The organism is Rhizobium esperanzae, assembly GCF_002204185.1.
GTDB lineage: Bacteria > Pseudomonadota > Alphaproteobacteria > Rhizobiales > Rhizobiaceae > Rhizobium > Rhizobium esperanzae.
The window spans coordinates 311,397-332,720 of sequence record NZ_MXPU01000003.1 but is presented as its reverse complement, the minus strand read 5'-3'; the positions used below and the strand labels follow the sequence as shown (position 1 = coordinate 332,720).

The 21,324-nt window shown below is 61.2% G+C and carries 17 protein-coding genes; 14 read left to right on the top strand and 3 right to left on the bottom strand.

All coding sequences use genetic code 11. The features are described from left to right. The first annotated feature begins 236 nt into the window (after positions 1-236). Both B5E41_RS05975 and B5E41_RS05970 read left to right on the top strand, forming a co-directional pair. Entirely contained in the window at positions 237-1,481 is a 1,245-nt protein-coding gene (locus B5E41_RS05975; protein WP_088391837.1) for a TCR/Tet family MFS transporter, read from the top strand. Positions 1,482-1,627: 146 nt separating this feature from the next. Then, on the top strand, positions 1,628-3,031 hold the full coding sequence (locus tag B5E41_RS05970) for an MATE family efflux transporter (protein WP_088391835.1): 1,404 nt from the start codon (positions 1,628-1,630) through the stop codon (positions 3,029-3,031). A gap of 16 nt (positions 3,032-3,047) precedes the next feature. Here the strand turns inward: B5E41_RS05970 and B5E41_RS05965 are convergent, their stop codons facing one another. Next, positions 3,048-3,368, bottom strand: coding sequence for an antibiotic biosynthesis monooxygenase family protein (locus B5E41_RS05965; protein WP_088391833.1), 321 nt, complete (start codon positions 3,366-3,368; stop codon positions 3,048-3,050). Between the two features lie 307 nt (positions 3,369-3,675). Here B5E41_RS05965 and B5E41_RS05960 point away from each other — a divergent pair, with 307 nt between their 5' ends. Beyond that, positions 3,676-5,445 (top strand): adenylate/guanylate cyclase domain-containing protein, encoded by a 1,770-nt coding sequence (locus B5E41_RS05960; protein WP_088391831.1) that lies wholly within the window; start codon positions 3,676-3,678, stop codon positions 5,443-5,445. Positions 5,446-5,748: 303 nt separating this feature from the next. Here B5E41_RS05960 and carA read toward each other — a convergent pair whose 3' ends face one another. Then, a complete protein-coding gene (carA, locus tag B5E41_RS05955; protein ID WP_088392019.1) occupies positions 5,749-6,954 on the bottom strand; it encodes a glutamine-hydrolyzing carbamoyl-phosphate synthase small subunit in 1,206 nt (401 codons plus the stop codon). A 269-nt stretch (positions 6,955-7,223) separates the two neighbouring features. Here carA and B5E41_RS05950 point away from each other — a divergent pair, with 269 nt between their 5' ends. Further along, positions 7,224-7,679, top strand: coding sequence for a GatB/YqeY domain-containing protein (locus B5E41_RS05950; RefSeq protein ID WP_088391829.1), 456 nt, complete (start codon positions 7,224-7,226; stop codon positions 7,677-7,679). Positions 7,680-7,682: 3 nt separating this feature from the next. On the opposite strand, the gene B5E41_RS05945 is transcribed toward B5E41_RS05950, so the two are convergent. Next, entirely contained in the window at positions 7,683-8,573 is an 891-nt protein-coding gene (locus B5E41_RS05945; protein ID WP_088391827.1) for a hypothetical protein, read from the bottom strand. A 666-nt stretch (positions 8,574-9,239) separates the two neighbouring features. Here B5E41_RS05945 and dnaG point away from each other — a divergent pair. The 10 genes from dnaG (at position 9,240) to B5E41_RS05895 (ending at position 21,306) form a co-directional block, all read left to right on the top strand. After that, positions 9,240-11,237 (top strand): DNA primase, encoded by a 1,998-nt coding sequence (dnaG, locus tag B5E41_RS05935; protein WP_088391825.1) that lies wholly within the window; start codon positions 9,240-9,242, stop codon positions 11,235-11,237. Then, entirely contained in the window at positions 11,237-13,105 is a 1,869-nt protein-coding gene (gene recQ, locus B5E41_RS05930; RefSeq protein WP_088391823.1) for a DNA helicase RecQ, read from the top strand. Before dnaG ends, recQ begins: the two co-directional genes overlap by 1 nt. Positions 13,106-13,195: 90 nt before the next feature. Continuing rightward, positions 13,196-14,383: a glycine C-acetyltransferase gene (locus B5E41_RS05925; protein WP_088391821.1), complete on the top strand. Its 1,188-nt coding sequence runs from the start codon at positions 13,196-13,198 to the stop codon at positions 14,381-14,383. Between the two features lie 218 nt (positions 14,384-14,601). Further along, complete coding sequence (gene tdh, locus B5E41_RS05920; RefSeq protein ID WP_088391819.1) at positions 14,602-15,639, top strand: L-threonine 3-dehydrogenase; 1,038 nt, start codon at positions 14,602-14,604, stop codon at positions 15,637-15,639. 11 nt (positions 15,640-15,650) lie between these two features. Beyond that, positions 15,651-15,998, top strand: a complete 348-nt coding sequence (locus B5E41_RS05915) for a GFA family protein (RefSeq protein ID WP_085860096.1) — start codon at positions 15,651-15,653, stop codon at positions 15,996-15,998. A gap of 468 nt (positions 15,999-16,466) precedes the next feature. Continuing rightward, on the top strand, positions 16,467-18,524 hold the full coding sequence (rpoD, locus tag B5E41_RS05910) for an RNA polymerase sigma factor RpoD (RefSeq protein WP_011426193.1): 2,058 nt from the start codon (positions 16,467-16,469) through the stop codon (positions 18,522-18,524). A 203-nt stretch (positions 18,525-18,727) separates the two neighbouring features. Beyond that, positions 18,728-19,021 (top strand): GYD domain-containing protein, encoded by a 294-nt coding sequence (locus tag B5E41_RS05905; RefSeq protein WP_004677701.1) that lies wholly within the window; start codon positions 18,728-18,730, stop codon positions 19,019-19,021. A 64-nt stretch (positions 19,022-19,085) separates the two neighbouring features. Beyond that, positions 19,086-20,261, top strand: a complete 1,176-nt coding sequence (locus B5E41_RS05900) for a DUF930 domain-containing protein (protein ID WP_088391817.1) — start codon at positions 19,086-19,088, stop codon at positions 20,259-20,261. A 101-nt stretch (positions 20,262-20,362) separates the two neighbouring features. Beyond that, positions 20,363-20,524 carry a hypothetical protein gene (locus B5E41_RS31620; protein WP_176439342.1) on the top strand — a complete coding sequence of 54 codons (162 nt, stop codon included), beginning with the start codon at positions 20,363-20,365 and terminating at the stop codon, positions 20,522-20,524. Then, positions 20,521-21,306, top strand: coding sequence for an APH(3')-II family aminoglycoside O-phosphotransferase (locus B5E41_RS05895; protein WP_088391815.1), 786 nt, complete (start codon positions 20,521-20,523; stop codon positions 21,304-21,306). Before B5E41_RS31620 ends, B5E41_RS05895 begins: the two co-directional genes overlap by 4 nt. Positions 21,307-21,324: the final 18 nt, after the last annotated feature.

Below are 21,324 nucleotides of genomic sequence, written 5' to 3'. Positions count from 1 at the left end.
TGAGTGTTCTGTTTGGATTGATCTGGATGCCTTTGTGGCGATTGCAAGGGAGTTTATCGCTGGGATCCGCCGGAAAGACGGCGCGCGTCTACCGGTTGAGGCCCTGACGATTCTCCCGTACAAACTCCTGAGATGCTTTCAGATGTTCACGGATTGTTTCAGTTTCTTTTCTGAGCTATGTCATTTTCCGGCGACGGAGATCGTCTTTTCAGAAACAGCCGCTGTAGAGATGCCTCATGCTTGATCCGAAATTCGTTCGCCGCGGCCTTTTCCTGGTCTTCGTCATCCTCTTCCTCGACATTATCGGCATCGCCATCATCATGCCGGTGCTGCCCGCCTATCTGGAGCAACTGACCGGCGGCAGCGTCAGCGATGCGGCGATCGACGGCGGCTGGCTGATGCTCGTCTATGCCAGCATGCAGTTCCTGTTCGCGCCGCTGCTCGGAAACCTGTCCGACCGTTTCGGCCGCCGGCCGATCCTCCTGCTTTCGGTGCTGACCTTCGCGATCGACAATTTCATTTGCGGCATCGCCACCAGTTTCTGGATGCTGTTCGTCGGCCGTGTGCTGGCCGGCATCAGCGGCGGCAGCTTCGCCACCTGCTCGGCCTATATCGCCGATATCAGCACGGAGGAGAACCGCGCCAAGAACTTCGGACTGATCGGCATCGCCTTCGGCGTCGGCTTCACCATCGGCCCCGTCATCGGCGGCTTCCTCGGGGAATTCGGCCCGCGCGTGCCCTTCCTCGGCGCTGCGGCTTTGTCGCTTCTCAATTTCGTCGCCGCCTGCTTTCTGCTGCCGGAAACGCTGGAGGCGAAGAACCGCCGTCGCTTCGAGTGGAAACGCGCCAATCCGCTCGGCGCGTTGCGCCAGATGCGCCATTACCCTGGCATCGGCGGGGTCAGCCTCGTCATGTTCCTGTTTTTCCTGGCGCATGCCGTCTATCCCTCGGTCTGGTCCTTCGTCTCCACCTACCGCTACGGCTGGAGCGAGGGGCAGATCGGCGTGTCGCTCGGCATTTACGGCATCGGCGCCGCGCTCGTCATGGGGCTGGTCCTGCCGCGCATCGTGCCTCTGCTTGGCGAATGGAAGACCGCGCTTCTCGGTCTATGCTTCTCCGCTGCGGGGCTGACCGGCTATGCCTTCGCCTGGGAAGGCTGGGTGGTTTATGTCGTCATCGTGGCGACCGTCATCGAAAACGTCGCCGATCCGGCGCTGCGCAGTATTGCCGCCGGCAAGGTGCCGCCTTCGGCCCAGGGCGAGTTGCAGGGCGCGCTGACCAGCCTCAGCAGCATCACCACCATTGTCGGGCCGCTGATCTTCACGCAGATGTTCGGTTATTTCACGCGGCCTGAGGCGCCCGTCACCTTTGCCGGTGCGCCTTATCTCGCGGCTGCCGTGCTCATCGTTCTCGCCGCCGGGGTGTTTCTTATGAGGGTTCGAGCCCGGGAGCCGGCCGAGGCGCTGGAAGGCGTGGGCTGAACCGATCAGAAATGGTGATGGTATGATGAATTTTTCATCATCTGCCTGTTTTGGGGTAGTTCTTTGCGCGGCTTTGATTTAAGCCCGAGTGATATTTTGGCGCCCACTACGCGGCGTTGCAGATCTCAATCACAGGACTGGTGTCAATGGACACGCCGATCGACGCGCGCAGCCTTGCGCCGACAAACGATAATCGTTGGGGTGCGCATTTCCGTGCAACACTGGCGCTCGGCATTCCGCTGATCGGTGCACAGCTCGCTCAGCTCGGCATCAATACCACCGACGTGATGATCGTCGGGCGCCTCGGCGCCGAGCATCTGGCGGCAATGGTGCTGTCGGCTCAATTCCTCTTCACCATCCTCATCTTCGGTTCGGGTTTCGCCATCGCCGTCATTCCGATGGTGGCGCAGGCCTATGGCCGCGGCGACGTCGTCTCTGTGCGCCGATCGCTGCGCATGGGTCTGTGGGTGGTGATTGGATATTGGGCCGTCATGCAGCCCGCCTTCTTCAATTCCGAGCAAATCCTGCTCTTCGCGCAGCAGAAGCCGGAGGTAGCCAAGCTCGCGCATGGCTATATCATGATCGGTCAATTCGGCGTGCTGCCGGCACTGCTCTTCAACGTGATGCGCGCGCTGGTCAGCGCCATCGGCAAGGCAGGTATCATCCTCAACGTCACCATCGTCACGCTGGTGATGAACGCGTTCTTCGCCTATGCCCTCGTGCTCGGCCATTTCGGCTTTCCGGCGATGGGGCTCGAGGGTGCGGCGATCGTGTCGGTCGTGGTACAGACGGCTGGTTTCCTCTTCATCCTTGCCTTCGTGCAGAGGCGGGAGGAGACGCGCCGCTACGAAATCTTCGTGCGGTTCTGGAAGCCCGACTGGCATGCGCTGCTGGAAGTCATCCGGCTCGGTTTCCCGATCAGCGTCACCATCCTTGCCGAGGTCAGCCTGTTCACGGTGGCCTCGCTGCTGATGGGCTATATCGGCACGATCGAACTTGCCGCCCACGGGATCGCCCTGCAATGGGCATCGATCGCCTTCATGATCCCGCTCGGCCTCAGCCAGGCGGCGACGGTGCGCGTGGGCGTCGCGCACGGGCAGGGCGATTATGACGGGCTGGTGCGAGCTTCCATCATGGTGTTCATCCTCGGCTGCGCCATTTCGGCGGTGGGCTCGGTGCTCTTTGCCACCATGCCGCAATTCCTCGGCAGCTGGTTCCTCGACGTCAGTTCGCCCGAGGCGCCCGAGGTGCTCGCCTATGCCGGGCCGCTGATCGTCGTTGCCGGGCTTTTCCAACTGGTCGATGGGCTGCAGGTGATCGCCAACGGATTGCTGCGCGGCCTGAAGGACGCGCGCGTGCCGATGATCATGGCGCTGATCGCTTACTGGCCGATTGGCTTCTTCCTGGCCTGGGCCTTCGCTTTTCCGCTGGGTCTGGGCGGCATCGGCATCTGGTTCGGCTTCCTCGTCGGGCTGGCGGCGGCGGCCGCCATGCTCTGCGGACGGTTCTATCTTCTCGTTCGCCGGGAGGGCGCGATCGCCGGCGTCTGAGCCGGCGTCCTTACCCTCAGGCCGCGACAGGCTTGTAACCGCCGATATCGGCTCGAATGCCGAGACGCAAGAACATTTCCTGCGGATCGAAATTTGCGGCCTTATGGGCGTCCGTCACGGCTGCCCGCGCACGCTCAACGACCTCGGTATTTTTCCATTCGGCGATCGTGACGAAATTGAATTCGCCGGGACCTGCGACCTGCTCCAGCACCCGGTGATCGATGAAACCCTCCTGTGCCTCCAGCAGCTTGTGGGTCATCATCACTTTGACAAGAAATTCCTCACGCGCCGCCGCCGGCACGATGAACTTGTCGACACGATAGAAGGCTCCGCTCATCTATATCTCCTGCATCGGATCTGCAGGCAGTTCTGTAATTCCTCAAGCATGGTTGAGGTCAATAGTGAAAAGGGAGGGGCCGGCCGAATGTCCATTGCTCTCCTGTTTCGGGGACATTCTCGAAGCTTGATGCAGCGGTGCGCCAGAAGCGGTCGCTGGCTCGACATCATTGCGTGGAGCTTCAACGTCGGGTGCGTCCATGAGCCATTGGACAAGTCGATATCAACCAAGATCGCTCCAAGCCGCGGCTAGAAGTTCTTTCTTGCCCTCTGTCTCCCTGCTATCCTGGAAGTGAGGAGACGGCGCCATGAGCGAGAACCGAAAGCTGGCTGCAATCCTGGCCGCAGACGTGGTCGGGTACAGCCGGCTTGCCGGCGCCGACGAGGACCGCACCCTGGCGAGGTTACGGGCACTGCGTAGCGATCTCATCGATCCGACGATCGCCGTGCATCATGGCCGGGTGGTGAAGCGCACCGGCGATGGTGCGCTGGTCGAGTTCCGCAGCGTGGTGGACGCCGTGCGCTGTGCCATTGAGGTGCAGAACGGTATGGTGGAGCGCAATGACGGCGTGCCGCAGGACCGTCGCATCGAGTTCCGGATCGGTATCCATCTGGGCGACGTCGTCGAGGAAAGCGATGGCGATCTGATGGGCGACGGCGTCAACATCGCCTCGCGATTGGAGGGCGTCGCCGCGGCGGGCGCGATCTGCCTGTCCGAGGATGCCTATCGCCAGGTCAAGGCGAGGCTCGACCTCTCGGTCAGCGATCTCGGCAACACGCAACTCAAGAATATCGCCGAACCGATCCGGGTCTATTCGCTGCAAGTCGGCAGCGCCGGGACCAAGACAGCCGCGACCTCGCAAACCGCCACGATCCAACCGGCGACGGCAACGTCGCCGAAGCTGTCGATCGCCGTTCTGCCCTTCGCCAACATGAGCGGTGACGCCGAACAGGACTACTTCGCCGACGGCATCTCGGAAGACATCATCACGGCGCTATCGAAGTTGTCGCAGCTCTTCGTCATCGCCCGCAATTCGTCGTTTACCTTCAAGGGCAAGAACGTGCAGGTGCAGGAGGTGGGCACGAAGCTCGGCGTGCGGTATGTTCTTGAGGGCAGTGTGCGCAAATCGGGGAACAGGGTACGCATCACCGCGCAGCTCATCGACGCGACCACCGGCGGGCACATATGGGCGGAGCGGTTCGATCGCGACCTGACCGACATATTCGCGGTTCAGGACGATGTAACGCAGAAAATCGTCGATGCGCTGGCGGTCAGTCTGACAGAGGGCGATCGAAAAAGGCTGGTGCCGGGGCAGACCGGGCGCCCTGAGGCGTATGACTGCTTCCTGCGTGGCCGGGAGCTGTGGCACCGCCTGACGAAGCAAACGAACCGCGACGCCCGCGAGCTTTTGCAACGCGCCGTCGACCTGGACCCGAACTTCGCCTCGGCGCACGCCTTTGTCGCCCTTACCCACGGGCTCGACTACCTGAACCGGTGGAGCGCGTCGCCGCAGCGCTCGATCGAGCAAGCCGAAGAGGCTGCGACGCTGGCGGTAGCGCGGGATGATAATGATCCAGTTGCGCATTGGGCGCTGAGCTTGGTCAAGCTTTACTCGCGACAGCACGATAGAGCCATCAGCGAGGCCGAGCGTGCGATAGTCCTCAATCCGAACTTCGCCGAAGGGCGGGTCAGCCTCGGCGAGGCACTCATCTATTCAGGCAGAGCCGAGGAGGCGCTCGCCTGTTTCGATCGGGCAAGGGTCCTGAATCCGTACTTTCCGGATGTCGTCCTCCACTTTCAGGCTTTGGCTCTGTTTCAACTGGGAAGGTACCGAGAGGCCGTCGAGCTGTTGCTGCAGCGCGTGAGCCGCAACCCCGTTACCGATGTCTCGCGCGCGCTTCTCGCCGCATGTTACGGGCACCTCGGCCGTTTCGAAGAGGCTCGCGCGACGTGGCAAGAAGTGCTGCGGGTCAATCCCGACTACTCCCTGGAATACCGTCGCAAAGTCTTGCCCTTCAAGAACCCCGCCGATTTCGAGCTTGTCGTGGAGGGGCTACGCAAGGCCGGTGTCGTATAATGACGGATGATTAATGTCCGATCTTGAACCGTTGCCGCCGTTTGCACGGAGCTGAGTAACAGCCAGTGCCGGCGCAACCACGCCCCCCTTCAGCGTAATCGCCGGCAAGGTCTGCTTTGAGAAAGCTGCGAAGCCGCCCTCCACTTGCGAACGCAAAGCAGCCCTGTTCTTCGGCAACGAAAAAAGGCCGCTATGGGCAGATAGCGTCCTTTCTCTGATAGCTGTCTTTCAAGTTCAAGAGATGCCGCATTACGTTGGTGGCTGCCCGTCCAACAGGCCTTGCGAAACCGGCGCTTCTTGAAATCAGCGTTCGGCGAGCGCCGGTTCGCCCTTCTTCTCGCGCACCATGTTGACGAATCGACGGAAGAGATAGTGGCTGTCCTGAGGGCCGGGAGAGGCTTCCGGATGGTGCTGCACGGAGAAGACCTGCTTGCCGAGCACGCGTAGTCCGCAATTGGTGCCGTCGAAAAGGGAAATATGAGTCTCTTCAACGCCGTCGGGCAGCGACTTCGAGTCCACCGCGAAGCCGTGGTTCATCGAAACGATCTCGACCTTGCCCGTCGTGTGATCCTTGACTGGGTGATTGGCGCCATGATGGCCCTGATGCATCTTTTCTGTCTTGGCGCCCAAGGCGAGGCCGAGCATCTGGTGGCCGAGGCAGATGCCGAAGACCGGGATATCGGTCTTAACAAGTGTCTTGATGACAGGCACGGCATATTCGCCGGTTGCCGCCGGATCGCCCGGACCGTTCGAGAGAAAGATACCGTCCGGCTGCAAGGCGAGCACGTCTTCGGCGCTCGTTGTTGCCGGCACAACGGTCACCTTGCAGTCGAGGCCGGCAAACAGGCGCAGGATGTTGCGCTTGACGCCGTAATCGAGGCAGACGACGTGATATTTCGCATCCGCCGCGCCGAGTTCGCCGTAACCTTCGTTCCAGACCCACGGCGTCTGCGCCCATTGGGAGGACTGGCCGGACGAGGCGATCTTGGCAAGATCGAGACCTTCCAGGCCGCTCCAGGCCTTGGCTTCGGCCTTCAGCGCCTCGATGTCAAAGACGCCACTGGGGTCGTGGGCGATCACCGCGTTCGGAGCACCGTTCTCGCGGATCCAGGCGGTGAGCGCACGCGTGTCGATGCCGCAAAGGCCGATGATGCCGCGGGCCTTCAGCCACTGGTCGAGATGCTTGGCGGCGCGGTAGTTCGAGGGGTCGGTGATGTCGGCCTTGAAGATGACGCCGACGGCGCCGTGGCGGGCGGCAGGCGTCAGGTCCTCGATATCTTCGTCGTTGGTGCCGATATTACCGACATGGGGAAAGGTGAAGGTGACGATCTGGCCGAGATAGGAGGGGTCGGTCATGATCTCTTCGTAGCCGGTCAGTGCCGTATTGAAGACGACTTCGGCCTGGACCTTGCCGGTGGCGCCGACGCCCCTGCCTTCGATCACCGTGCCATCGGCAAGAACGAGCAGGGCGGTCGGCTTTTCGGTTGTCCAGGGTGCTGTTGCGGTCATCTTCATCCCGTTTCCGGCGGCCGATGCGCTTAGCCGCGCTCGTCGCCATTTGATCTCGCAGACGTGTGGGCACGGCAATGCCGCGCGCTTCAGGCCTGATCACGAATTTTGGTGCAGGTGGCGGTAAATAGCCACGCAATCGCTTAGCGTCAATCTTTGTAGCCGGAATTGCGGCCGTTTTCCTGCGCTTTATCGCGACGATCGCGCAATTTATTTGATCCGTCGCATCGGCGTGGTTTATGAAGCGGCATCAAAAAAGGAGTGAAGACATGCTGCGCGATCAACTCGCCACCCAGCTGAAAGAGGCGATGAAGGCCAAGGATACGGAGCGGCTGTCGACCGTTCGGCTGATTCAGGCGGCGATCAAGGACCGCGACATTGCCAATCGCGGAACCGGCAAGGAGCAGGCGAGCGACGACGAGATCCTGCAGATCCTCGCCAAGATGGTGAAGCAGCGCGACGAATCGGCAAAGATCTATGAGGAGAATTCCCGGCCGGAGCTTGCGGCCAAGGAGCGTGCGGAAATCGCCGTGATCCAGGACTTCATGCCGAAGCAGCTTTCGGACGGCGAAGTGCGCGCCAATATCTCGGCGATCATCACCGAGACGGGTGCTGCCCGCGTCAAGGACATGGGCAAGGTGATGGCGGCGCTCAAGGAGCGTTATGCCGGGCAAATGGATTTCGCCAAGGCATCGGCAACCGTCAAGGAACTTTTGAACGGATAAGCCTCAGATGGCCCGTCTCGCCAGCGGTTCTTGACGGACCGCAGGTCCGAGCACGGCCTCGGCGGCGGCATCGACGATGGCGAACTTCGCCGCCTGATAGTTCCAATATTCGAGGATGAAGCGGCGGGACAGCCAGAAGTCGCCCTTGCGCGAAGGTTCTGTCCAACCGACGCTTTCCATGGTCGCAGCCTGGGTCAGAAGCCGCTTCAGGTGGGTATTGGAAATCATGAATTGTTCGCGAAGCTCCCGGAGCGACAGGGGACCGATAACGACGCGCTCGGACGTCCGAGGAAATTGCGGAAGGCGGGAGATCAGGTAATCCATCACCAGTCCGCCCGAATTCGCCCAGTTGAAGAGGTTGAAGGTGGGGCCAGGATTGCGCACGGAGTCACTGCCGATGATCGCCCTTGCGATGCGCGGCTGAATCGCAGCCATTGTTGCGGAGGGGGCGGCGGTGATCTGGTCGGCCCGTTCGCCGCCGTCGAGGCTGTCGAGGATCATCATATGGGTGACGAGCCATCGGGTGAAATGCTGTTCGGCAATTTCGGTCGGTTCCAGATAGCGTGTGCGCTTGTCAGGTCCGGGCACCACACGCAGGAAACGATAGGCCAGCATTTCCTGCATGAAGGCCGCGGCCGTGTTGCGGCTGGCGATGTCGTTCTTGACTGCGAAATCGACAAAGCGGCCGGAATAGAGGCCACCGCTCTGGCCGTCATCGGGATGACCGTAATGAAGTGCGAAGCCGGCATGGGCCATCAGCCAGCGCTGCTGCGCGGCGAAAATCGATGCGATGCGCGGGCTCTCGCGATAGATCGCAAGCAGCTGATTGGCGCAATGTAGGATCGCAGCGAGAAAGCGATCGTCTGCTGCAAGATTTTCCGCGGTGAAAGCCATTGGGAAGGGTCCAGGAGTTCGGCGCATACATCTTTTATGCACCCGCCTGATGTCAACGATTTTGTCGATAAGCGGTTAATTTCAAAGGGAGAGTTGGCAACAGAGCCTAAAATTTAAGAAGGCAGGAGCTGGGGGCGCTCCTGCCTTCTTGCTCTTTGCTTCCGCCGGCAACGCAGGGCTGAGGCCCAAGCCGGAGGGTATTTGCAAAGGCACCCTTGCGAAGCGGCGCCGGGGGTAGGGATGGTGCTTCGCTCGGGGATCGCTTTGTTGAGATCGAACCTATGGCGGTGCGGCTGTTTGTTCAAATTACAAAAAAATAATGATTGCCGGAAACGGCGCTTTGAGCGCCTCGAGGCGAAGGTTCGGCAGGCGCCGCGAGGATCACGACGCGCGATCGACCGTGCCGATAAGGGGCTGTTTTTAAACGTTCTATTCGATTCCGTGTCTCGCCAGCACTTATGTCGCAACTCTTGCGGCGACCGACCCCAGGCCGTTCGGCGCTAATAGTGTCGCACCCCTGTCGCAGGGGGTGCTCACGCGTTGTTGATTGGATAACCGACGCCATCGACATTGGGTGCACTTGCCTGTGAATAGCGGGTTTTGCTGAGGAGTTTCGTGGCATGGTGCGGCAAAGCAGCTTATATGGAGCTTGGCCAAGAGGGATAAATGCGCTTTTCCAACACCTTTCTCGATGAGATCCGCGACCGCGTTCCGATTTCGAACGTGATCGCGCGCCGCGTCAGCTGGGACAAGCGTAAGACCAATGTCTCGCGTGGCGACTACTGGGCCTGCTGCCCGTTCCATGGCGAGAAATCGCCGAGCTTCCACTGCGAGGACCGAAAGGGTCGGTATCACTGCTTCGGCTGCGGCGTCACCGGCGACCACTTCCGCTTCCTGACCGAGCTGGAGGGCTTGAGTTTTCCCGAGGCGGTGCAGCAGATCGCCGACATGGCGGGCGTGCCGATGCCGCTTGCCGATCCCGTCATGGAGAAACGCGAAAAAGAACGCGGCTCGCTGATCGACGTCATGGAAATGGCGACCAGCTTCTTCCAGGACCAGCTGCAGACGGCCAATGGCGCAAAGGCGCGCGCCTATCTGCGCGATCGCGGGCTGACGGGGCGTACCATCGAGACCTTCCGTCTCGGTTATGCGCCCGACAGCCGCAATGCGCTGAAGGAATTCCTCGCCGGCAAGGGCGTCTCGAAGGACCAGATCGAGGCCTGCGGCCTTGTTGTCCATGAGAACGTGCCGGTTTCCTACGATCGCTTTCGCGACCGCATCATGTTCCCGATCCTCTCGTCGCGGGAAAAGGTGATCGCCTTTGGCGGGCGCGCCATGTCATCAGATGCGCCGGCGAAATATCTGAACTCCAACGAGACGGAGCTCTTCCACAAGGGCAATGTCCTTTACAATTTCGCCCGCGCGCGCCGCGCCATACAGGGTCCCGGCCGCGGCGATCAGGATGACAGTGCGAGCGGCACCATCATCGCCGTCGAAGGTTATATGGACGTGATCGCGCTCTATCAGGCCGGCATCGAAAACGCCGTTGCGCCGCTCGGCACGGCGCTCACCGAAAACCAGCTCGAGCTGCTCTGGAAGATGGTGCCGCAGCCGGTACTCTGCTTCGATGGAGACGGCGCGGGCATTCGCGCCGCCAATCGCGCCGCCGAACTGGCGCTGCCGCATCTGAAGCCCGGCCGCTCCGTCCGCTTCGCGCTTCTGCCTGATGGCAAGGACCCGGATGATCTCGTGCGTGACGAGGGACGCGCGCCTTTCGACAAGGTGATGAGCCAGGCGAAGCCACTTTCGGAGATGCTGTGGAGCCGGGAAATCAACACCGGCAAGTTCGATACGCCCGAGGCGCGCGCTGAGCTCGAAGCACGGCTGAAGCAGCTCGTCGCCGTCATCGCCGACGAAAATGTGCGCCGCCATTACCAGCAGGATATTCGCGACCGGCTGAACGCCTTCTTCCAGCCGCAGTTCCAGAACCGCAACAATGGCGAGCGGCGCGGTTTTAGCGGCAATTCCCGGAACGGCCGCGTCAATGCGTCCAAGGCAGGACCGAAAAGCCCCAGCCTGATTTCCGACCGGCTCGCCCGCTCAGGCCCCGTGCGCGGACACCGGGACAATACGGCGCTGCGCGAAAGCGTGCTGGCGCTCACCATCGTCAATCATCCGGCCCTGATGATCGACGATTATGATGAAATCGCCGCGATCGAATATGACAGCCGCGAGCTGCAGCGGCTCTGGTCGGCGATGCTCGGCGCAGCCGCTGCCGTTGCCGGCCCGCACCTGACGCGCGACTATCTGACCGAAAGGCTGGAATTCGAAGGCTTCGGTTCGCTGATCAAAAGCCTCGACCAGCAGGTGCGCAATGCCAGGCTCTGGACGGCGACCGAGGAGGCGGCGATGGAGGATGCGCGTGAGGGCTATCGCCAGGCGCTCGCCTTCCACAAACGGGCAAAGGCGCTGCGCCGGCAGAAGATGGAGCTGGAACGCGAGATTGCGCTGGCGACCGAGGCCGGCGACGGCGAGGCGATCGTTCAGCTGATACGGGCACAGCAGGAAGTGCATCTCGAAGGCGTACGCCTGGAGAACCAGGAGGCGATCATCGACGGCTTCGGCGTACTTTCTGGCCGTGTCAAAGGGGCGGCGAACCACTGATGCCGTTCAGCGAACGCAATGAACCAGGCTTTTCCGCTTCCGATGCGCTGTTTTCCGCTGGCCGCTCACCGCTCGACGTCCTGAAGCAGGTCTATGGTTATTCCTCCTTCCGCGGCAAACAGCAGAAGGTGGTGGAGCATATTGTTTCCGGCGGCGATGCCGTGGTGCTTTTTCCGACAGGTGCGGGCAAATCGCTGTGCTTCCAGATCCCGGCGCTTTGCCGCGACGGCGTCGGCATCGTCGTCTCGCCGCTGATTGCGTTGATGCGCGATCAGGTGGAGGCGATGAAGCAGCTCGGCATTCGCGCTGCGGCGCTGAATTCGTCGCTGTCGCGCGAGGAGTTCGTCCAGGTTCGTCGCGCGCTTTCGGCGGGAAAGCTCGATCTTCTCTACGTGACGCCCGAGCGCATCCTGACGGATGGTTTCCGCGAGCTGATCGCCAGTGAGAAGATCGCGCTGTTTGCGATCGACGAGGCCCACTGCGTCTCCCAATGGGGCCATGATTTCCGCCCGGAATATCGCGAGCTCGGCCGGCTCGGCGAACAGTATCCGGGCGTGCCTCGCGTGGCGCTGACGGCAACGGCCGACCCGCATACGCGTGACGATATCATCGAGCGGCTGGGACTCGGCAATGCCGAAATCTTCACCACCAGCTTCGACCGGCCGAATATTGCCTATGAAATTGTCGAGCGCGACCAGCCGCGCCAGCAGCTCCTGCGCTTCCTCTCCGGCCATAAGGGCAACAGTGGCATCGTCTATTGTCTGTCGCGCGCCAAGGTCGAGGATACAGCCGAGTGGCTGAACGGGCAGGGCGTCCGCGCGCTGCCTTATCACGCCGGCATGGACCGGGCGCTGCGTGACAGCAATCAGGATGCTTTCCTGAAAGAAGAGAACCTCTGCCTGGTCGCGACCGTCGCCTTCGGCATGGGCATCGACAAGCCGAATGTGCGCTATGTCGCCCATCTCGACCTGCCGGGTTCGGTGGAGGCTTATTATCAGGAGACCGGGCGCGCCGGCCGAGACGGGCTGCCGTCCGAGGTCTGGATGGCCTATGGTATGGCCGACGTCATCCAGCGCCGCCGCATGATCGATGAGGGCAACGCTGCAGACGAAATCAAGCGGGTCGAGCGCGCCAAGCTCAACGCCTTGCTGGCGATCTGCGAAACCGCCTCCTGCCGCCGGCAGGCGATCCTTGCCCATTTCGGCGAGGCGCATGCCGGCCAATGCGGCAATTGCGACACCTGCCTGAAGCCGGTCGAGACCTGGGAAGGCACGGAAGCGGCGATCAAGGCGCTCGCCGCCATCTATCGCACCGGCGAGCGGTTCGGCGCCGGTCATGTCATCGATGTGCTGGTCGGTAACATCAACGAAAAGACCGAGCGTTTCGGCCATGTGAATATGCCGGTCTTCGGCGCCGGCAAGGACATTCCGGCGCGCACATGGCAATCCGTCTACCGCCAGCTGCTCGCCATGGGGCTGATCCGTATCGATCATGAGGCCTATGGGGCGCTGAAGCTGGAGTCGGAGGCGCGCGCCGTCTTCAAGCAGGAACGGCAGGTCTTCTTCCGCAAGGACCGGCCGGCCTCCGAACGGCGTACGAAGAAGGCCGAGCGCAGCGAGCGCAAGTCGGGCCTGTCGGGCGCCGACGGCACGCTTTTCGAGGCGCTGAGAGCCGAGCGCATGTCGATCGCCAAATCGCTCGGCGTACCGCCCTATGTCGTCTTCCCCGATACGACGCTGATCGCTTTTGCGACGGAACGGCCGCGCAGCCGCAAGGAATTGCTCGGCATATCGGGCGTCGGGCAATCGAAGCTCGAGCGCTATGGCGACGCTTTCCTGGAGATCATTCTCTCGCACGATAAGGATTGAACGGCCCCGCTGATTTTGGTGCGGCGAGAAGACAAGCAAGCAGCGATATGCTAACCCGATTGCTATAAAAAACGTCAGGAAGGGCCGCCCATGACCTCGCCATTTCTTTCCCATCTCCGGGCCGAGATTTCGGCGCTCAGGGATGCCGGCCTCTACAAGTCGGAGAGGGTCATCAGTTCCAAGCAGGCGGGCGAGATTGCGATTTCCACCGGCGAGCGGGTGCTGAATTTCTGCGCCAACAACTATCTCGGTCTTGCCGACAACGAGGAACTGGCCGAGGCCGGCAAGCAGGCGCTCGACCGCTACGGTTACGGCATGGCCTCGGTGCGCTTCATCTGCGGCACACAGGAAGAACACAAGCAGCTCGAGGCCCGCATTTCTGCCTTTCTCGGCATGGAGGACACGATCCTCTATTCCTCCTGCTTCGATGCCAATGGCGGCCTGTTCGAAACGCTGCTTGGCGAAGAGGATGCGATCATTTCCGACGCACTGAACCATGCCTCGATCATCGACGGCGTGCGTCTTTCCAAGGCCAAGCGCTTCCGCTACGCCAACAACGACATGGCGGCACTCGAAGAAGAATTGAAGAAGGCCGAAGGTAGCCGCTTCAAGCTGATCGCCACCGACGGCGTCTTCTCGATGGATGGCATCATCGCCAATTTGGGCGGCGTATGCGATCTCGCCGAGAAATACGGTGCCATGGTCATGGTCGACGACAGCCACGCTGTCGGCTTCGTCGGTAAGCATGGCCGCGGCTCGCCGGAATATTGCGGCGTCGAGGACCGCATCGACATTATCACCGGAACGCTCGGCAAGGCGCTCGGCGGCGCGTCCGGCGGTTACACGTCGGCAAGAGCCGAAGTCGTCGAATGGCTGCGGCAGCGTTCGCGGCCCTATCTGTTCTCGAACACACTGGCCCCGGCCATCGCCGCTGCCTCGCTGAAAGTGTTCGACCTGATCGAAAACGGCGATGCCCTGCGCAAGCGCCTTTCCGACAATGCCGATCTCTTCCGCACCGAGATGACCAAGCTCGGCTTCACACTCGCCGGCGAAGGCCATCCGATCATCCCGGTCATGCTTGGCGACGCCAAACTCGCGCAGGACATGGCAAGCCTGATGCTGAAGAAGGGGATCTATGTCATCGGCTTCTCCTTCCCCGTGGTGCCGAAAGGCCAGGCCCGTATCCGCACGCAGATGTCGGCGGCGCATTCGAGAGCGGATGTGGAGCGGGCGATTGCGGCTTTTGCGGAAGCTGGGCGGGAGCTGGGTGTGATTTGAGCGAGGCTTGCTCCCTCTTCTCCCCAGTAGGGAGAAGGTGGCCCGAAGGGTCGGATGAGGGGGCGGAGAAAAGCGACGTTTCGAGCGGTAAGCGAGAAACAAAAGGTCTCTATGGCGTGCCGTGTGGCCCCCTCATCCGCCCTACGGGCACCTTCTCCCCGTTGGGGAGAAGAGGGAGTCGCAAGGTCCGGCACCAGAACAAGGGCGGGATATTGTCGATGTCGAACATGATGAAGGCGCTGGTCAAGTCGAAGGCGGAAGTCGGGCTCTGGATGGAGAATGTGCCGGTGCCCGAGGTCGGGCCGAACGATGTGCTGATCCGGGTGAAGAAATCGGCGATCTGCGGCACCGACGTGCATATCTGGAACTGGGACCAGTGGGCGCAGAAGACCATTCCGGTGCCGATGGTCGTCGGCCATGAATTCTCCGGCGAGATTGCCGAGATCGGATCGGCGGTCACCCGCTATCATGTCGGCGAGCGGGTCTCCGGCGAAGGGCATATTGTCTGCGGCAAGTGCCGCAACTGCCGGGCGGGCAGGGGGCATCTTTGCCGCAACACGCTCGGCGTCGGCGTCAACCGGCCGGGCTCGTTCGGCGAGTTCGTCTGTATCCCCGAAAGCAATGTCGTGCCGATCCCGGACGATATATCAGACGAGATCGCCGCGATCTTCGATCCGTTCGGCAATGCTGTGCATACCGCGCTCTCCTTCGATCTCGTCGGCGAGGACGTGCTCGTCACCGGCGCCGGGCCGATCGGCATCATGGGAGCGCTCGTCGCCAAGCGTTCCGGCGCCCGCAAGGTTGTTATCACCGACATCAATCCGCACCGTCTGGACCTGGCTCGCAAGCTCGGCATCGACCATGTCGTCGATGCATCGAAGGAAAGCCTCGCCGACGTGATGAAGGCGATCGGCATGACGGAGGGTTTCGACGTCGGGCTCGAAATGTCGGGCGCAGCACCCGCCTTCCGCGACATGATCGACAAGATGAACAATGGCGGCAAGATCGCCATTCTCGGCATTGCGCCCGCCGGATTCGAGATCGACTGGAACAAGGTGATTTTCAAGATGCTCAATCTCAAGGGCATCTATGGCCGCGAGATGTTCGAAACCTGGTACAAGATGATCGCCTTCGTGCAAGGCGGCCTCGACCTTTCGCCCATCATCACCCATCGCATCAAGATCGACGATTTCCGCGATGGTTTCGAGGCGATGCGGTCGGGCAATTCAGGCAAGGTCGTGATGGACTGGATGTGAGGGAGGACAACATGCTCTACGAAGGAAGCTGCCATTGCGGCAACGTTGCTTTCGCGGTCGAAGGCGAATTCACCGAGGCGCTGGACTGCAACTGTTCGCTCTGCCGCAGGCGGGGAGGGCTTCTCGCTTTCGTGCCGCGCGAGAAACTGGTGCTGAAGACACCGGAAGACGATCTTTCGACCTATACTTTCAACCGGCATGTCATCAAGCATCATTTCTGCGCCAATTGTGGCATCGCCCCCTTCGGCGAGGGCGTGGCGCCGAACGGTGCGGCGATGGCTTCGATCAATCTGCGCTGCATTCCCGCGATCGATCTCGGCGCGCTGAAGGTGACGCCTTACGACGGCCAGGCACGTTAGCCAATATCTACCCGGAGAGGGCGAATATAACGTCGGCACAATTGCAGGAAATGGCCGGAACAACGGGGCGGCAGGCAAAATTCCGGCCGCCCTTGTCTTTTGTTTGCTGCTTCTTAAATAAGGTTCGCAATCGCAGCCGCGGTTCAAAGCCTGTGGATAAGGCTTTTTCCGAGTTTTCGCGGGCTTTTTTGCTGGAAAAGCTTGACGAGAACAAAAAATGTGGGAATCACCGTTCGACTTGTTGAAACGGTGAACAGGGTCAAGGCGGATCGCGCAACCATGGCCGGAAATCCAAAGGCAAGAAAGCTTTGCTGTCCGGTACCGGCGATCGTGGTTAATCAGACTTTAAATGTCATCCCGTTAGGTGGGCTCAGGTGATTTGAAGGGCGACGCGAGCGGCGCGTCAGGCCCTGAGACGGCCCATTCACCGTAGCGAGATTGGATAGCGTCAGGAAGGCGACGATATAAATGGCAACCAAGGTCAAAGAGAACGAAGACGCGGAAGTCGAACGCGACGGCGCAAGCGACGGCCCTCTTCTCGATCTTTCCGACGATGCGGTCAAGAAAATGATCAAGGCCGCCAAGAAGCGCGGCTATGTGACGATGGACGAGCTGAACGCCGTCCTGCCGTCCGAGGAAGTGACCTCCGAGCAGATCGAAGACACGATGTCGATGCTGTCGGACATGGGCATCAACGTCATCGAGGACGAGGAGGCCGAAGAGGCTGGTGCTTCCGGCGGTGGCGATGACGACGACGCCGGCGGTGATGAGGACAGCGAAGGCGGCGAGCTCGCGCCTTCGGCCGGCACCGCGCTTGCGACCGCCAAGAAGAAAGAGCCGACCGACCGTACCGACGACCCGGTGCGCATGTATCTGCGCGAGATGGGCTCGGTGGAGCTTCTGTCGCGCGAAGGCGAAATCGCGATCGCCAAGCGCATCGAAGCCGGCCGTGAGACGATGATCGCCGGCCTCTGTGAGAGCCCGCTGACCTTCCAGGCCCTGATCATCTGGCGCGACGAACTCAACGAAGGCACGACGCTTCTGCGCGAGATCATCGATCTCGAAACGACCTATTCCGGTCCGGAAGCCAAGGCCGCGCCGCAGTTCCAGAGTCCTGAGAAGATCGAGGCCGACCGCAAGGCGGCGGAAGAGAAGGAAAAGACCCGGCGCGCCCGCTCCGGCGACGACGACATCACCGATGTCGGCGGCGAAGGCCTGCCTCCCGAAGAGGAGGAAGAGGACGAGGACGAATCCAACCTCTCTCTCGCCGCGATGGAAGCCGAGCTGCGTCCGCAGGTCATGGAAACGCTCGACATCATTGCCGAGACCTACAAGAAACTGCGCAAGCTGCAGGACCAGCAGGTCGAGCAGCGCCTTGCCGCCACCGGCACGCTGTCGTCCGCCCAGGAGCGCCGCTACAAGGAGCTCAAGGACGAGCTGATCAAGGCGGTCAAGTCGCTGTCGCTCAACCAGAACCGCATCGATGCACTGGTCGAGCAGCTCTACGACATCAACAAGCGCCTCGTGCAGAACGAAGGCCGCCTGCTGCGTCTGGCCGAATCCTACGGCGTCAAGCGCGACTCGTTCCTGGAGCAGTATCAGGGTGCCGAGCTCGATCCGAACTGGATGAAGTCGATCGGCAATCTGGCCGCTCGCGGCTGGAAGGAATTCGCCAAGGCCGAGAATACGACGATCCGCGACATCCGCCAGGAGATCCAGAATCTCGCGACGGAAACCGGCATTTCGATCTCGGAATTCCGCCGCATCGTGCACATGGTGCAGAAGGGCGAGCGCGAAGCCCGCATCGCCAAGAAGGAAATGGTCGAAGCGAACCTTCGCCTCGTCATCTCGATCGCCAAGAAGTACACGAACCGCGGCCTGCAGTTCCTCGATCTCATCCAGGAAGGCAATATCGGTCTGATGAAGGCGGTCGACAAGTTCGAATACCGCCGCGGTTACAAATTCTCGACCTATGCGACGTGGTGGATTCGGCAGGCGATCACCCGTTCGATCGCCGACCAGGCCCGCACGATCCGCATTCCGGTGCATATGATCGAGACGATCAACAAGATCGTCCGCACCTCGCGCCAGATGCTGCATGAAATCGGCCGCGAGCCGACGCCGGAAGAACTGGCCGAAAAGCTCGCCATGCCGCTCGAAAAGGTCCGCAAGGTCCTGAAGATCGCCAAGGAGCCGATCTCGCTCGAAACCCCGGTGGGCGACGAAGAGGATTCGCATCTCGGCGATTTCATCGAGGACAAGAACGCGCTGCTGCCGATCGACGCCGCCATCCAGGCGAACCTGCGCGAGACGACCACTCGCGTTCTCGCCTCGCTGACGCCGCGCGAGGAACGCGTGCTGCGCATGCGCTTCGGCATCGGCATGAACACCGACCACACGCTCGAAGAGGTCGGCCAGCAGTTCTCGGTCACCCGCGAACGTATCCGCCAGATCGAGGCGAAGGCGCTGCGCAAGCTCAAGCATCCGAGCCGTTCGCGCAAGCTGCGCTCGTTCCTCGACAGCTAAGTTTTAATGCCGTTGCGATTTGAAAAAGCCGGGCTTTACGCCCGGCTTTTGCTTTTGTGATTAACACCAATGATCACGGCGGCTTTCTTGTCCCTCGGTGGTGACAAGGCTATAATCGCCGCCCACGGGGGAAAGGATCGATCGCGACTCGCGAGCGAGGTCGATGTGTACCTGTCGGCCAATCCTCCGTTAGGAGGTGCGACATGACCACTTACATTCTCTTGATCGATTGGACTGACCAAGGCATCCGCACTGTTCGCGACTCGACAAAACGGCTGGACGCGGCGAAAAAACTGCTCGCCGGCGTCGGCGGCTCCTTCAACCAGTTCTATCTGACGATGGGCGGACATGACATGGTCGCCGTCTGCGAGGCGCCCGATGACGCGGTGATGGCGCATTTTACGCTGTCGCTCGCCATGGCGGGGAATGTCCGCACCGAGACGCTGAAGGCGTTCCCGGAGGCCGCCTATCGGGATCTCATCGGCTCGCTCGGCTGACTGCGGCTTAAAGCCGGTTCGGATACCAAGGCACGGCGCGCCGGAGACCGCGTGGCGCTGACTGATGACGGCCTGCTGGCCACAGCTGCGGCAGCGGTCACGCGGTTTTTTGCTTTTGTGGCTTGATGCTGCCGGCTTTAAAGGCCACATCGCTGCTGTGGCAGAAGAAGACGTCGAACCGGCAGAAGCGCATGAAGCGCCAGAACAGCGGCCTGAAATCCGCTGGGGCGTCGGCGCGTCCGTGCTTCTGCACGTGCCGCTCATCGCCCTTCTCATTTTCGGCCTGCCGAAGATCGAGCCGAAGCCGCCTGAAGACGAGAGCGTGAAGGTGGAGCTCGTCCCGCCGCCGGAGGAGAAGAAGCCGGAAGAAAAGAAGCCCGAGAAGCCGCCGGAGCCGAAGCCGCCGGAACAGGCCAAGAAGCAACCGCCGCCATCACCGCCTCCTCCGCCCGCGCCACCGCCGCCGCCGTCAGACGCTGTAAAGCCTGAGCCGAGCACCCCGATGCAAAGCATCTCGCATTCAGTCCCTGAGTTTGCCGACAAGGATACTGCGCCGGAACAAAAGGAACAGGCATTGCCGCGGCATGCGGATGCACCGAAGCCATCCATTGCCGACGTGAAACCGGCAAGCGCACCCGTCGAGCCGCCGCAGCCAGAAAAATCCGAGGTTTCGAAGACAATGCCTGCGGCGAATGCCGTGCCTCAGGATATCGAACTGCCACAGGTGCAAATTGCTGAAGTCAATGCGGAAAAAACCGAGCCGGACGGCGTCAGATTGGACGAGGCAAGGACGAATTTGGAGCAAGCGGAGCACCCAAAGGAAACGGCGCCGACGCCTCCTGTTACCGCGGAAGCTAAGGTCAGCAAATCGGAAGAGCTTACAGAGGCAAAGATACTATATTCCGAGAAGGCTACGGCTGATCCGATGATTAGGAACGCCATTAAGAATCTACCTCGAGCTGCGCGCATCAATGTGCTCTGCCAGACCGAACTTCAGCAGCAATTGATCCATGCTCCGGAGGGGTATAAGCCGGATTTCCTGCCTTCTTTTCCGCGTGTCAGCAAGGGGAATATTCTTAATGGTACGGGCGGCGCCTTCCAGAGTTCAGGCTGGTGGTACGACGTTACCCTCATATGCCAAGTCGACAATGATGCCAGGAAGGTAATATCCTTCCGTTTCGACGTTGGAGACAAGATTCCAAAAAGCCAATGGAAAAGCCGGGGCTTTCTGAAGTACTGATCGTCTCGTGGCACGAGCCTGCCCGCAACAAGCCACACGCAAGGAACCGCATCTAGCCTCTCCCTATGGCCGTGATGGTACGGTGAAGAAGGGACAATGATATGTCGAACGAGATCGAGCGTTTTCTGGAGCGTCAGGATGAAGCCGTGGCTGCGCTGTTCCTGGAAAACAAAGGCGACGAGCTGACCGATATTCTGGTGGCGGCCCTCGAAGAGGCCTTCGAGATCCTTCTTGAAACTGCGCCCGCCGAAACGCTGCATTGACATCTTTCGAGAGATTGCCTGGCCCGCTTGCTGCCCGTCTGGCCGGCTATCGGTTCGAACGCGATGCGCTCGGCCGTTCCGCCGCGAGCGTCTTTCGGCTCGAAGGCGAGGGTCTGCCGGCGCTCTATCTGAAGGCCGAGGCGGCAGGGCCGTTCGGCGAGCTCGCCGATGAGGCGGCCCGGCTTGCCTGGCTCAAGGCTTGCCGCCTGCCATGCCCGGAGGTGATCGCGCGAGAAAGCGACGGCGAGCGTATCTGGCTGCTGATGAGCGCCCTGCCGGGAAGCGATCTTGCCAGCGCTTCGGCGCTGACGCCGCGCGCGCGCGTCGAATTGCTGGCGGAGGCACTGCTCGATCTTCATCGCTTGCCGATCACTTCCTGTCCGTTCGATCACCGCCTGGAAAAGCGCCTGCCGGTGGCCAAGGCGCATATGGAAGCGGGAATCGTCGACGAGGAGGATTTCGATCCGGCGCGGCTTGGGAAAAGGGCTGCTGAACTTTTCGCCGCGCTCGAAAGTATGAGGCCAACCAGCGAGGATCTCGTCGTCACCCATGGCGACGCCTGCCTGCCGAACTTCGTCGCTTCCGGCGGCCAATTCTCCGGCTATATCGATTGCAGCCGCCTCGGCGTCGCCGACCGCTATCAGGATATTGCGCTGGCCTGCCGCAGCATCGCCTATAATTTCGGCGAGGCGCTGGTGCAGCCTTTTCTCGATCGTTACGGCCTGCCGGCGCCTGATCCGGCAAAGCTCGATTATTATCAGCTGCTCGATGAGTTCTTCTAGACGGTTGCGTCATCAAGG